General features: G+C 61.7%; 12 protein-coding genes. 4 read left to right on the forward strand and 8 right to left on the reverse strand.

Annotated features, from left to right (window positions below; genetic code table 11):
* Together FYC77_RS03435 and cofH are read left to right on the forward strand one after the other, a co-directional pair.
* Positions 1-894, forward strand: an 894-nt coding sequence (locus FYC77_RS03435; protein ID WP_238386779.1) for a methyl-accepting chemotaxis protein, incomplete at its 5' end; no start/stop codon positions are given.
* A 333-nt stretch (positions 895-1,227) separates the two neighbouring features.
* On the forward strand, positions 1,228-2,610 hold the full coding sequence (cofH, locus tag FYC77_RS03440) for a 7,8-didemethyl-8-hydroxy-5-deazariboflavin synthase subunit CofH (protein ID WP_149080116.1): 1,383 nt from the start codon (positions 1,228-1,230) through the stop codon (positions 2,608-2,610).
* A 115-nt stretch (positions 2,611-2,725) separates the two neighbouring features.
* Here the strand turns inward: cofH and FYC77_RS03445 are convergent, their stop codons facing one another.
* Together FYC77_RS03445 and FYC77_RS03450 are read right to left on the reverse strand one after the other, a co-directional pair.
* Positions 2,726-2,977 carry a hypothetical protein gene (locus FYC77_RS03445; RefSeq protein WP_149080117.1) on the reverse strand — a complete coding sequence of 84 codons (252 nt, stop codon included), beginning with the start codon at positions 2,975-2,977 and terminating at the stop codon, positions 2,726-2,728.
* Between the two features lie 150 nt (positions 2,978-3,127).
* Positions 3,128-5,314 carry an elongation factor EF-2 gene (locus FYC77_RS03450; RefSeq protein WP_149080118.1) on the reverse strand — a complete coding sequence of 729 codons (2,187 nt, stop codon included), beginning with the start codon at positions 5,312-5,314 and terminating at the stop codon, positions 3,128-3,130.
* A gap of 344 nt (positions 5,315-5,658) precedes the next feature.
* On the opposite strand from FYC77_RS03450, the gene FYC77_RS03455 reads away from it, so the two are divergent.
* Positions 5,659-6,414, forward strand: coding sequence for a DUF5781 family protein (locus FYC77_RS03455; protein ID WP_149080119.1), 756 nt, complete (start codon positions 5,659-5,661; stop codon positions 6,412-6,414).
* A 151-nt stretch (positions 6,415-6,565) separates the two neighbouring features.
* Here the strand turns inward: FYC77_RS03455 and FYC77_RS03460 are convergent, their stop codons facing one another.
* The 3 genes from FYC77_RS03460 to FYC77_RS03470 all read right to left on the reverse strand — a co-directional run bounded on the left by FYC77_RS03460 (position 6,566) and on the right by FYC77_RS03470 (position 8,157).
* Entirely contained in the window at positions 6,566-6,952 is a 387-nt protein-coding gene (locus tag FYC77_RS03460) for a hypothetical protein (protein ID WP_149080120.1), read from the reverse strand.
* A 166-nt stretch (positions 6,953-7,118) separates the two neighbouring features.
* Entirely contained in the window at positions 7,119-7,727 is a 609-nt protein-coding gene (locus tag FYC77_RS03465) for a 30S ribosomal protein S7 (protein WP_149080121.1), read from the reverse strand.
* 1 nt (position 7,728) lies between these two features.
* Entirely contained in the window at positions 7,729-8,157 is a 429-nt protein-coding gene (locus tag FYC77_RS03470; RefSeq protein ID WP_149080122.1) for a 30S ribosomal protein S12, read from the reverse strand.
* A gap of 419 nt (positions 8,158-8,576) precedes the next feature.
* Here FYC77_RS03470 and FYC77_RS03475 point away from each other — a divergent pair, with 419 nt between their 5' ends.
* Entirely contained in the window at positions 8,577-9,155 is a 579-nt protein-coding gene (locus FYC77_RS03475; protein ID WP_149080123.1) for a hypothetical protein, read from the forward strand.
* A 126-nt stretch (positions 9,156-9,281) separates the two neighbouring features.
* On the opposite strand, the gene FYC77_RS03480 is transcribed toward FYC77_RS03475, so the two are convergent.
* The 3 genes from FYC77_RS03480 to FYC77_RS03490 are packed head-to-tail and all read right to left on the reverse strand — an operon-like array spanning position 9,282 to position 13,839.
* Positions 9,282-9,725 carry a NusA-like transcription termination signal-binding factor gene (locus FYC77_RS03480; RefSeq protein ID WP_149080124.1) on the reverse strand — a complete coding sequence of 148 codons (444 nt, stop codon included), beginning with the start codon at positions 9,723-9,725 and terminating at the stop codon, positions 9,282-9,284.
* Between the two features lie 3 nt (positions 9,726-9,728).
* Positions 9,729-10,925 (reverse strand): DNA-directed RNA polymerase subunit A'', encoded by a 1,197-nt coding sequence (gene rpoA2 / locus FYC77_RS03485; RefSeq protein ID WP_149080125.1) that lies wholly within the window; start codon positions 10,923-10,925, stop codon positions 9,729-9,731.
* A complete protein-coding gene (locus FYC77_RS03490) occupies positions 10,918-13,839 on the reverse strand; it encodes a DNA-directed RNA polymerase subunit A' (RefSeq protein WP_149080126.1) in 2,922 nt (973 codons plus the stop codon). Before FYC77_RS03490 ends, rpoA2 begins: the two co-directional genes overlap by 8 nt.

Consider the following 13,839-nt stretch of genomic DNA (forward strand, 5'->3'; position numbering starts at 1 on the left):
GTCTACGGCGAGATGAACGACCTCTCGGCGACCGTCGAGGAGATCGCTTCGACCGCCGACGACGTCGCGACCGTCTCGAGCGATGCCGCAGACCAGGCCACCATTGCCGGCGACGCGACTGGCGAAATACGTGCGGAGATGGGGGAGATCGAAACGCGTGCCGAGGCGATCACCGAGCAGGTCGAACGGCTCGATTCGGAGATGAACGAGATCAGCGAGATCGTCGACATGATCGACGAGATCGCCGATCAGACCAACTTGCTCGCGCTCAACGCCTCTATCGAGGCTGCCGCCGCCGGCGAGGAAGGAGATGGCTTCGCGGTCGTCGCTAACGAAGTCAAGTCCCTCGCCGAGGAGACCGGCGAGGCAACCGAGGAGGTCGACGCCCTCGTCTCGAGCGTCCAGTCGTCGGTCGACGAGACCGTCGACGAGATCGATCGGATGCGCGAGCGGGTCGAGGAAGGTGCCGACGTGGTCGAGGACGGTATCGAGGCGATCGACGCGATCACCGAGCGAGTCGAGACCGCAAACGAGAGCATCCAGTCGGTCAACGACGCTACCGACGAGCAAGCTCGAGCGAGCGAGCGCGTCGTCACGATGGTCGACGACGCCACCGAGATCAGCGAGAACACGAAAGCCGAGACCGAGACCGTCGCCGCCGCGGCCGAAGAACAGGCAGCGACCATCTCCGAAGTCGCCGACGGAGCCCAGTCGCTGACGGCGATGGCCGACGATCTCCGCCTCTCGCTCGACGCGTTCGACGTCGACGGACGCGGCGACTCCGACGGCGACCAGCACAGCGACTTCGAGGAGTCCGAGCACGAGGGAGAAACCGGCCTCGTCCTCGAGCACGACGAGGAGACCGACCTCGCCACCGCCGACACGGAGGACTGATACGGATTGCTGTATCGTGTTACCGCTGAACCCGCAGACGGGTCGCGGGTTCGGCAGTCCCGACTGACAGTAAACCGTATGATAGGACCGGTGGAACGGTTTTTTGAGTGTGTTCGCAGACGGATCGTGGCCGTCACGGCTGTGGCGTACAGCGACACCTTCCGAGACGGAGCATTTGAACGGAGTCGCACGTAACCGCGGTCGGTCTGTAGTTTCAGTGGTAAATCAGGTAATATTATAAAACGACCGCCAGCCGTCGAATGCGGTCTGTTCGCGGCAGTCGGCTGCACGGATCCATCACGTTTTTCTCACTGTGCCGGCATCGTTGTGACGATGGAACGACCGGTGACCGAAGCCGATCTGACGTTCGAATGCGTTCCCGACACCGATCAGTCGTTCGAGAACGCGCTGGCGAAAGCACGTGACGGCGATCGACTCACCGTCGACGACGCCGTCGAACTCCTGACGACGGGAACCGACATCGACGGCATCGACCGACGGCGAAAAGAACAGGTACTCGAGGCTGCAGACCGCCGCCGGGCCGAGATCGTCGGCGAGGAGGTCACCTTCGTCGCCAACCTCAACAACAACGTCACGACGGCGTGTAACGTCGGCTGTCTGTTCTGTAATTTCAAAGACTCCGCTCACACGTTCGAGGCCGATTACGAGGGTGAGATGACGGGGTTCACCAAAACGCCCGCGGAATCGCGGGAGATCGTTGCCGACGCAGTCGACCGCGGTATCTACGAAGTCACCTCTGTCTCCGGACTTCACCCCGCGTTCGTCCTCGACGAGGAACATCGCGAGATCCTCGAGGGCCACCCGAACCCGAAGGAGGTCAACTACATCCCGGCCGATCGGTACGAGACCGATCCCGGGACCTACGTCGAACAGATGGCCGCGATGAGCGTCGACGGGGTTCACGTCCACTCGATGACTCCCGAAGAGGGGTACCACGCCCGCCGGGGAACCGACTTGACCTACGAGGAGGTGTACAGTCGGCTGCAAGACGCCGGTCTCGACACCGTTCCCGGCACTGCCGCCGAAATCCTCGTCGACGAAGTACGGGACGTTATCTGTCCCGGTAAGATCGGCACCGACGAGTGGCTCGAGGCGATGGAAGCCGCCGCGTCGGTTGGTCTCGGACTGACGGCGACGATTATGTACGGCCACGTCGAAAACGAGGCTCACCGCGCGGTACACTTACAACGAATTCGAGAGCTTCAGGACCGCGTCGACGGCGCAATTACGGAGTTCGTCCCGCTTTCGTTTATTCATCAGAATACACCGCTTTTCGAACACGACGTCGTCTCCGGCGGCGCGAGCACCGACGAGGACGAACTGATGATCGCCGTCTCGAGGCTCTTTCTCGACAACGTCGATCACGTCCAGTCCTCGTGGGTCAAATACGGCGACGAGCAGGGGTTGAAGATGTTGAACTGCGGAGCCGACGACTTCATGGGAACGATTCTCTCCGAAGAGATTACTAAGCGAGCCGGCGGTACTTACGGCGAGTTCCGCTCGTTCGAGGAGTACGTCGACCTGATCACGTCGATCGGCCGAACGCCGGTCGAGCGATCGACCGACTACGACCGTCGCCGAGCGATCGATCCCGACGATCCGCCGTTCGGACCCGAACTCGGGCCGAACGCCGACGGAACGCCGCTTTTGACACGAGAGGAGCGATCCGAACGGGCGGTCCTCGCGGACGACTGATACGGATTGCGGTACCACTGTCCCGGCGAACCCGCAGACGGGTCGCGGGTTCGGCGGTCCCGACTGACAGTAACCCGTATGAGACGGATTGCTGTCGGCAGCTCGGGTCGAGAGCTCAATCACGTTGCCGGATCTCGAGGCCTGGTCGACTGGGGGTACTGGTACAGGTAGCGAGGGCGAGGGGCCCTCGCCAGATGATGACACAGGCGGCCACCGAGATCGATGCGACGACGAGAAGATACAGGATTCGCGGGCCGCCGACCACAGCGGCAGTTCCGGCGCCGAGAAAGACACCGATGAGCGCCGCGTTAGCTCCGACTCGCAGCGTATCGATTCCATCCGGAATCCGGGATCGGTCGTCTTTCACGGCAATAACAAATATAACCCAAGCACTAATAAAAGTTGTTAACTATTGGATTTATATTCATAACAAGTGGATGTCGGACGTGTGGCGACGGAGCTACTTGCAAAACAACCTCACTGCGAACGAACAAACGATTCGAAAGACGAAACCGCGTTAAATGTAGTCGATACTCGGCGGGAGTTCGAGTTTCATGCCTTTGCGCTCGCGGATTTCCATGATCTTATCGCGCTGGAGCGAGTCGGACATAACCTCGAATCCGGCGTTTTCGGTGTTCCAGGAGGCACGACCTTCGGTCGCGCTACGGATGTCCGAGGCGAACCCGATCATCTCGCCGACGGGTGCGATACCCTCGACGACCATGAGGTCTCCCTCCTGGTACATGTCGTCGACGCGGCCACGACGACCCTGGATTTCGCCGGAGGCGGCACCCATGTGGTCGTTTGGCACGTCGATACGGACGTCCTGCATCGGCTCGAGCATCTTGATCGTCCCGTCGATCAGCGCCTTGTGGAGCGCGTTTCGGGTCGCGGGGATGACCTGTGCCGGACCACGGTGGATGGTGTCCTCGTGGAGTCGGGCGTCGTGCAGGCGGATGAGCGTCCCCTGGACTGGCTCGTTCGCGAGTGGGCCGTTGTCCAGTGCGTCCTCAAACCCTTCGATGACCAGCTCCATCGTCTCGTTTAAGTGCTGGATCCCCTTCGTATCGTCGATGAGGATGTTCGTCCCGTGGATGTGTTCGACTTCCTGGGAGTCGTCCTTGTCCATGCCGGCTTCTTGCAGGGCCTCACGACGTTCCTGCTCTGGCATGTCCATCGAGGCCTCGCCCATTTTGATCGTCTCGACGAGTTCGTCCGTCATCGGCTCGATAGAGACGTAGAAGCGGTTGTGGCGGTTCGGCGAGATGCCTTCGATCTCGGCGCTTGGCTCTTGGGACTGTTCGCGGTAGACGACGATCGGCTCACCGGTGTTGACGGGGATTCCCTGGTTCTTCTCGATACGCTGGGTGATGACCTCGAGGTGAAGCTCACCCTGTCCCGAGATGAGGTGCTCGCCGGTGTCCTCGTTGATGGTAATCTGGATCGTGGGGTCTTCCTTGGAGACCTGACGCAGCGTTTCGATCAGCTTCGGCAGGTCGTCCATGGTCTGGGCCTCGACGGACTTCGTAATGACGGGCTCGGAGATGTGCTCGATCGATTCGAACGGCGTCATCTCGGTTTCCGAGACGGTCGAGCCAGCGATGGCGTCGCGAAGCCCGGTGACGGCGGCGATGTTCCCCGCGGGAACTTCGTCGACTTCCTCGCGCTCTCCACCCATGTAGATCCCGACGGACTGAACGCGGTTTTTCCCGGCAGTGCCGGAGACGTACAGATCCTGTCCCTTCTCGAGGCTACCCGAGAAGACACGACCCGACGCGATTTCGCCGGCGTGTGGGTCCATCGAGATGTCGGTAACCATGAAGACGACTTCGCCGGATTCGTCGACGAGACGCATCTGGTCGGCAAGGTCGGACTCTGCGTCACCACGCCAGATGCGTGGAATACGACGAGGCTGTGCGTCGACCGGGTTCGGGAAGTGCTCACAGACCATGTCGAGGACGACGTCCGACAGCGGCGTCTTCTCGTGAAGCTCCTGGCGCTTATCGGAGCGCTCGAGTTCCATGATCTCGGCGAAGTCCATGCCGGTGCGTTGCATCGAGGGCATCGAGACGCCCCACTTGTACAGCGCGGAGCCAAAGCCGACGGTGCCGCCCTCGACGGAGACGGTCCAGTCGTCGACGTCGTCCATGTCCTGAGTCATTCCGCGGATGAGCTCGTTGACGTCGTGGATGACCGAGAGCAGACGCTCCTGCATCTCCTCGGGTCCTTCCTGAAGCTCGGAGATGAGACGGTCGACCTTGTTGATGAACAGGGTCGGCTTGACGCCCTCGCGGAGTGCCTGGCGCAGGACCGTTTCGGTCTGTGGCATGGCACCCTCGACGGCGTCGACGACGACGAGCGCACCGTCGACGGCGCGCATCGCGCGGGTCACGTCGCCACCGAAGTCGACGTGGCCCGGCGTGTCGATCAGGTTGATGAGGTGGTTGGTATCTTCGTACTCGTGGGTCATCGACACGTTCGCCGCGTCGATGGTGATCCCACGTTCCTGCTCGTCTTCTTCCGTGTCCATCGCGAGCTGCTCGCCGGCAGTCTCGTCGGAGATCATGCCCGCACCAGCCAGCAGGTTGTCAGAAAGCGTTGTTTTCCCGTGGTCGACGTGAGCGGCGATGGCGATGTTCCGGATGTTCTCCGGTTCGTCCATCAGCCGTTCACACTCTTGGACGATCTTCTTGCGTCGGCCCATATACACCTTGTTACCGCCAGCGGGGTCAAAAGGGTAGTGTTTCGTCCTCGCGTAGATCCGGCGTTTTCCCCGGGTTGAGCGGTGTAATCTCTTTATTGAGTGAGTGAATAACACACAGATTACGGGACCTGCCGCGTTGCGGAAACCGCCGATCGCCCTCCGCCCGCGCTCGAGTTCGCGACCGCCACGAGTCGCGCCGGCTGCCCGAGTTCGAACGGAGTGACACCATCTGTTGTACGTCATTCCCGGTGGCTACCTGGGCAGGTCCGCTCGAGCGGTTGTGGGTACAGTCTGCGAAAACGGGCGTAAGAGACATACTGTAACGGACCTAGTACCGTACACGCATGGATATACGAATACAGGGCTCCGGTCCGACCGCTCCGTTTCTCAGCGCTCGAGGTCTCTTCGAGACCGAACACGACCTCACCCTGCCGGTCTACGTCCAGCTCCGGGAGGACCCGGACGAACGAACGTGGGCCGCCCACTACGACGACCGCCACGTCTTAAATATCTCGAGACAGGCTGCCTCGAGTGCGATGGCACGCGAACTCGCCCTCCACGAGTTCGCCCACATGGCCAGACACGAACAGGAACATCCCTCCCACGTCCAGTCGACCGAGGAGGTGCTCTACCTCGCACTCGCCGGGAAAAGCGTCGAGCGTCGAAAGCTCTCTCACTGTTATCAGATCGCAAACCACATGAAAGACATCTACGCCGACGACATCACGCTCTCGGTCGGCCCCGGCGAGAAACTGCTGTCGTTTCTCGAGTCTGGTCTCGCGGCGGCGGTCGCAAACAGGTCAGAGACCCCGACTCGGCCGGGACTCGAGCGGCTTTCGCCGAGCGCGGATCCCGAGATTACGGCGGTCAACGCGGCGTTTGCCCTCGCACTCGCCGAGCGCCACGACCTCGTCGACGACGATCATCGACTGTACGACCTCGCACACGCGGCGGCAATGGACGCTCCCGACGTGGAGTTCGCGGGGTTCAAGCGTCGCTTTCGGGAACTCGCCCGCGAACCCGACTCGAGTACCTACCGACAGGTGCTCGTCGACGCGACCCGGTCGTACGCCGGTGGGCCGGGGCCAGCAGCCGACTGAACTCGTCTAACGCAGTGATTCCCGATCGCCCAGTCCCGCGACGAACTCGGTTCGCTTCTGGGCTGGCGCCCCAGACGGTCGCCAGTCGCTCAGTGTCGAGGAGAGCACGACCGTTCCCGGTCCCGCCGGCCCATCGGGACAGCAGTCAGTCTCAGATCGGAGGGACGAACCGACCGGAGGAGTCTCGCGGTTTCGCGTAGGCCGCGACCGAGAGGATTCCTGCGACGACGCCACAGCCGATCGTGACGAACGCGAACAGCAGCGAGCCACCCACCAGCGCCGCCAGAAGCGAAAGCAGCGACAGCGACCCGGTAACGAGCGAGAGCGTTACGCAGAGCGCGCTCCGGATTCGCAACCGACCGAGAATTATCGCGATCAGTCCGCCGAAGGCGGTGATCGTTCCGCCGAACGTCACCAGCGCCAGAGCGAACAACAGCGTCTCCTGTAGGGCGAAGACGACCAGAAAGAACGCCACTCCGACGACCAGACCCACGGCTCTGTGGAACGGTCGACCAGAGCCGAAGATGCCGAGAGGCATACCTCATCCATCCCCCGTTAGTGGTAAAGTCTTGTCATCTCCTCGAGTGACCGGCACCACGTCGGGCGGGCGTGTCTGGATCGATCGAACGATCGGTCCGCTCGAGACCGTAGAGTACGGACTCGATGGTCGGTAACGTCGAGAAATGAAGACGGTGTCGAGTCGGTTAGCGTGCGGCCGCCGCGACGCGCTCTTTTTCTTCTTTCTGACTGATCGCGTACGTCTGGACGTCGTAGTTGGCCGCGCCAGTAAGCTGGCGTGTAATGGCCTCGGGGACCGACGTCTGCGTCTTGAACGAGTCGTTGTGGACGCCTTCGGCGAGGAACTTAAGCGCCTGGTCGACCCGGCGCTGTGGGGCAACGTCGACTGCTTTTGGAACCGAGATACCACCGTATTTTAGGCGGACAGTCTCCTCGCGCGGCGCGGCGTTCTCGACGGCGGTAACGAGCACCTGCACGGGGTTTTCCTCGGTGCGCTCGTGGATGAGTTCGAACGCCTCGCGGACGAAGTTCAGGTTCTGTTGTTTCTTGCCCGTGTTCTCCTCGGACTGCATGAGTCGATTGATGAAGCGCTCGACGATCGAGATCTGGGACTTCTGGAACTGCTTGCTCGCGTGGCGACCGGCGGTGTGTGCGACCGGCGTCACCGAGATATATCGTTCCGTCGAGGGATCCTCGTAGGCGATCTCGTCGATCTCCCACGTACCGAACAGCTTCGCGCCGACGTCGGCACCGCCCGCAGGGGCGTCCGGGTCGGGTTGGTCTTCTGCTGCCATGTTATCGCACCGGTTTCTCCGCGTTCCCGCGAACGAGTTCCAACAGCGCAACGCCGTTGACTTTGTCGACCTTGTAGTTGACACCCGAGAGGTCGCCCATCGCACGACCCTTCGCCCCACCGATACCGGCGATGGTGACTTCGTCGTGTTCGTCGATGAACGAGATGGCGCCGTCACCGGGACAGAACGCGGTGACCTGTTTGCCGTTTTTGATCAGCTGCACCCGGACGCATTTCCGGATCGCCGAGTTGGGCTGTTTGGCCTCGATGCCCACCTTTTCGAGTACGATACCTCGTCCTTGCGGGGCACCCTCGAGGGGGTCGGACTTCTCGCGAAGGCCCCGTGCGCGGCGCGCGTAGTCGGAGTCGGACCACCGCTGGTTCTGGCGGTCCTTCTTGAGCTTGCGCGCGGCGTACTTGCCGTTTGCCATAGGGGTCGCTATCCGACGAAGCCACTTAAGCGACCCGTTTTCGAGTTCCTCGAGACGGTCTGAGATCGATCTAACAGGGTGTAAGAAGAGATATGAGCGCGTTTCGTTCCTCGAGAACCCGTCTCACCGCGTCGCTCGCTTTCCGGAGTAGTTGAAGATGGGCGAGGACGCGGCTGTCAGCACCGCTCGAGGCCAAAGACGTCAGTGAGAGCGGACGCTGCTGGATCCTATCGTGAACGAAGACCTCCACCCCTGTCGCGGGAACGGAAAACGGGAGCGTCGTGATGAGAGAGACTTGGGTGCAAAGAACCACGAGGGCGCCGACGCGAACCTCGCCCTGTACAGCCGTCGTACTCGCACACACCGGGAGCACGTCGACCGAACGTTTAATCTTTTTTGAGATCATCTGGAAAGTAACGATGTTCGGGGCGCTGAAACGTCTGTTCTCGAGTGGATCGAACGCTACCGACGATGGCGACGACGGCAACGACGTCAACGATGTCGTTACGGAACTCAACGACGGACTCGAGGAGAAAGCCGAACTCGGGGACGAACTCGAGGTGGCCTACGAGGATCTCGAGACGGCGATCGACGAGTACCAGTCGACGGGACTCGAGAGCGACGCGGATCGGATCGGAACCAGCTTATGCGAGATCCGGGATCGGCTGAACGAACTCGAACGCCACACGGCTGGGATCGTCGAGACGTTCGACGCCGAGTTCGGGGACCCCCACGAGGAACCCATCACGGTGGATATGGATCTGCGAAAGCTGTACGACGAACTCGAGATGGAACTCGAGTCGGTCCGGAGAGAAAAACGGGAGATACAGACGGACGTCAACGCCTACGAGGACGACGTCGACGGCTACGTCGAGGTGTGGTCGATACTCGAGACGGATTCCGACGAGGAGTTCGCCGCACTCGCGAGCGACGACGACGTGATGGCGGCGGTAAACGAGTTTCACGAAACGTACGCGCCCGACGAAGACGAGTTCTGACGGCGGGGAGTGGTTTCGACCGAGAACTAGTACCGTTCCAAACGTCGACTGATGAGCGACATCGACACCAACCGCATGATTTCGCCCATCAGTTCAGGTTTGGAACGCCACTAGGCTCTCGCTCGCTTAGATCAGCTGAACGTCACTGATGTCGAAATGCCGGTCCGCGAGCCTGCGCGCCGCCTCGATAGTCCGGCCGTTCGTGCCGATCGCGACCCCGCGGTCGTCTTCTGCGACCTCGACGTAGGCGACGATATCCTCGTTTTCGCTGATCGTGACGTTGTAGACCGCCGCGGGTGCGAGCGTGTTCGCGACGAACTCCTCGGGGTCGTCGGCGTCTTCGACGAGCCGGACCGACGCATCGACGCGCTCTTCGTACTGTTGGATCGTCCGACCCTCGGGCCCGATCGCCTCGCCCATCTGCCCGCTCGAGACGACGACGATCAACCGGTCGTCGATCGGTTCGCCGTCAGTATCGTCCTCGAACAGACAGTCGATTCCGTCCGCTCCGGTGACGTCTTCGAACAGCGCGAGATGCTGGCGAGCGTCGTCGTCGAGGGTAAGGTCCATCGATTACTCTGCCTGTCGACCGCTCGAGGTCGTCGACCCCATCCGGAGGTCGACGTCGCCGGTGCCGAGTTTGATCGGTTTGCCGACGATGACGTTCTCGGTGACGCCGTCGAGTTCATCGATCTCGCCGTGGATCGCGGCATTGAGGAGGTGGTTGACCGTGACCTCGAACGCCGCACGCGCGAGGACCGATTGCTTCGAGCCGGAGATACCGTGACGCCCGATCGACTCGATCTCACCGTTGTTCGTCATCATGTCCGCGACCAACATCAGGTGTCGGACGTTGACGTCGTCCAGTCCCTGCTCGGCCAGCGTGTTGTTCGTCTCCTCGATGATGGCCTCTCGAGCCGCCTCGATACCGAGGTTGCGGTGGATCTCGTGGATGTTGTTACACGTCGTCCGCGAGGCGTCGACGCCTTCGATCTCTAAGACGTCGCCGAAGGCCGATCCCTCGGTATAGAGGACGAACTCCTCGGTATCGTCACTCATCTCCTCGCGTCGGATAACGACCCGCGAGACCTCTTCGATTCCTTTGAACGTGATATCACGGAGTTCCTCTACCAGCTGGAGGAGATCGCGGTAGGACGGTTCCTCTGGCCCGAACTGGATCTCGGTCCCCTTCTGGACCGTCTTTACACCGAGGTTGTCCTCGATGATCTCGGCGACCTCCTCGGACGTGATCATCCGCTCTTCGAGCGTATCGCGGTTGAGCGAGATCTGTACTCGCATGTCCGCGACGTTCGTCGAGACGTCGCCCAGCGCCAGAATCTTCGTCGCTTCGATGTTCCAGACGACCTCGTGTGCCTTCTCGCGTTCGGTGGCGTACTCGTCTTCGAGGTGGACGGTCATCATCGGCGTATCCGGCGTCTTCCGGGCGTCGACCAGCTCGATAAGACGGGGAAGACCCTGTGTAACGTCGATCTCCGCGACCCCCGCGTAGTGGAACGTGTTCATCGTCAGCTGGGTTCCCGGTTCGCCGATCGACTGGGCACTTACGGTGCCGACCGGGTCGAGCGGGTCGACTCGAGTCCCCAGATATCGCGTCTCGACGGCCTTCGCGAGTTCGTCCGCGTCCTCGACGGTCGCGCCCTCGCGTCCCTCGAGTTCCGCGTAAACGTCGTCTTTGAGCCGTCGGGGGAGGTTGGTATCCTCGACGACCGCAATCGTATCGTCGTCGACGTCGTATGTGACTTCAGTCATCGGAGGTCACCTCCGCACCCTCGACGAGACGATCGTCCGCGTGTTCGGAGAGGTTCGTCACCTCACGCCGCTCACCGAGGAACTCACGTCGTTCCTCTTCGGAGGCGAACTCCGAGTCGAGGACGCGGCCGGCGATTTCGCCGACGTCGATCGCGTTCTCCTCGCCGGAAGAGACTTTGACCGGCGAGGTGCCGTCCTCGCCGAACTCGAACTGGACGATGGTGTCGCTCGTATCGCGAACCGTGCCGTCGTACTGGGTCTCGAGTTCCGAGAGTGCGTTGATCAGCCGACGCTGGAGGTAGCCGGATTTCGACGTTCGCACTGCGGTGTCGACCAGGCCCTCGCGTCCACCCATCGCGTGGAAGAAGAACTCCCGTGGAGTGAGTCCGCTGGTGTAGGAGTTCTCGACGAAGCCGTGTGCTTCCGCCGAGAGATCGTTCGGTTCGTAGTGGCTGAGCGTGCGGTCCTCGTAGCCGCGGTTGATCCGCTCGCCGCGTACTGCCTGCTGGCCGACACAGCCGGCCATCTGGGTCAGGTTGAGCATCGAACCACGGGCACCCGAACTAGCCATGACGACGGCCGGGTTGTCGTCGGTGAAGTTCTCGTCCGCGATGTTACCAGCGTTGTCACGCGCACGCGAGAGCGTCTGCATGATCTTCATCTCGAGGGTCTCGTCGAGGGTTCGGCCGGGCAGAGACTCGAGTTCGCCCCGTTCGTAGGCTTCGATGAGTTCCTCGACGCGGTCGTTTGCGTCCTCGATTGTCTCGTCGATCCGGGCCTGTGCTTCCTCCGGGATCGTCTCGTCGTCGATACCGATCGAGAACCCGAAATGCATGATCGCCCGCATCGCGAGCGTCGACACCTCGTTGATGAAGATCCGCGAGCGAGTGTTGCCGTAGGCCTTCGTGATTCGATCGACGATCTCGCCGCCGAACTCTCCAACTTCGTCCTCGGCGATCGTCCCCTCGACGAGTTGGCCGTCCTCGATGATCACGTCGTCGCCGACCGTCCCGGTAAACTCGAGGTTGAGGTCGTCGGGCAGCAGTTCGCTGAAGACGTCGTGACCGGTCCAGAACGGATCACCCTCGTCGTCGACGCCGCTCGGTTCGGGTAGTTCGTCGATCCGCGTCGCACGCAGGAGATCCAGCGCCTGCGTCTCGTTGAACCGCGGATTGTCGTGGGTGAGCAGGTACGTTCCGCTGATGTGGTCCTGGATCGCGCCGATGATGTTCTCCCCGAATCGCGGCGAGAGGATCTGCTCCTGGACACGCATGAGGACGCGCGCTTCTGCGCGGGCCTCCTCGTTCTGGAGGGCGTGCATGTTCATCTCGTCACCGTCGAAGTCGGCGTTGTACGGCGGACAGACGACGGTGTTGAGTCGGAACGTCTTGTACGGCATGACCACGACCTCGTGGGCCATGATCGACATCCGATGGAGCGAGGGCTGGCGGTTGAAGATGACGATATCGCCGTCGACCAGATGGCGGTTGACCTCCCAGCCAGCCTCGACTTTCTCTGCGAGCTGTTCGCAGTTCTTCTCGGTCACCTTCAGTCGGCGGCCGTCGGGTCGGCGAACGTAGTTCGCACCGGGATGACCCTCGGGACCGTTGGAGACGTACCGACGGGCCTCCTCGAGATTGCGCTCGGTGACGTTCATCGTCTGGGTCATCTCTTTGGCCACGCGGTCCGGGACGCCGACCTCGTTCAGACTGAGCGTCGGGTCCGGCGAGATGACGGTTCGGGCCGAGAAGTTCACGCGCTTTCCGGACAGCGAGCCACGGAAGCGACCTTCCTTCCCCTTCAGACGCTGGGAGAGGGTCTTGAGTGGACGTCCGGAACGATGTCGTGCCGGTGGTGTCCCCGAAATCTCGTTATCCATGAACGTCGTGACGTGGTACTGCAGCAGTTCCCAGAGGTCCTCGATGATTAGCTGGGGCGCGCCTGCCTCGCGGTTCTCCATAAAGCGCTGATTGATCCGGATGATGTCGACCAGCTTGTGCGTGAGGTCGTCCTCGGAGCGCTGGCCGTTGTCGAGCGTGATCGACGGCCGTGTCGTCACGGGTGGAACCGGCAACACGGTCAGAATCATCCACTCGGGACGCGAGCGCTCAGAGTTGATGCCCAGCACCTCGATGTCCTCGTCCGGGATCGCCTCGAACCAGTCCCGGATATCGCTCGGCATCAGCTTGTTCGTGTCCTCCTCGGTGAGATCGATATCGAGCGTCGATTCGATCGCCGCCCGCTGGCTCTCCCGTGGCCGGAACGAGCCAGAGAGGATTTCGTTGACCCGCGAGATGTCGATGTCGGTCTCCTCGGCGAGTTCGTCCGGCGTCGTCCGCTCGCCGTCCTCGCCGCCCTGCATTGCCGCCGCGATGCGCTGGGAGTACTCGCTGGTCAGAACCTGCTGAACCTCGTAGTACGTGGTCGGCTTCTCGTGTTCGATATCGTACTGAACCTCCCCACAGTGAGGACAGCGATCTTTCTTCCGTGCCTGTCGAATCGCCGCTTTCAGTACGTCCTGTGGATCACGACCGAGACGGTGTGCTTCCGAAAGCCGGTCGCGAAACTCCTGCTTTTCGTCTTCGGTGAGCAACAGTCGCGAACACTCTCGGCACGTCCCACGCAGCAGTCGACGGATGAGTTTCGTAAAGCCGACGTGAATGACCGGCGCGGCAAGTTCGATGTGTCCGAAGTGACCCGGACACGATCCCGAATGCTGTCCACAGGTCGGACACTCGAGACCCGGATCGATGACGCCCAGACGCGTGTCCATCAGCCCCATATCGATGGGGAACCCGTCGTCGTCGTAGGTGTCCGCCGTAATGACCTTCGTGACCGAGAGGTCCCGATACGTCTCCGGGTCCATGAGCCCGAACTCGATCTCGTCGATTTCTTTTGGTGTTTGAATTGACAT

The sequence above is a fragment of the Natrialba swarupiae genome (assembly GCF_008245225.1).
GTDB lineage: Archaea > Halobacteriota > Halobacteria > Halobacteriales > Natrialbaceae > Natrarchaeobius > Natrarchaeobius swarupiae.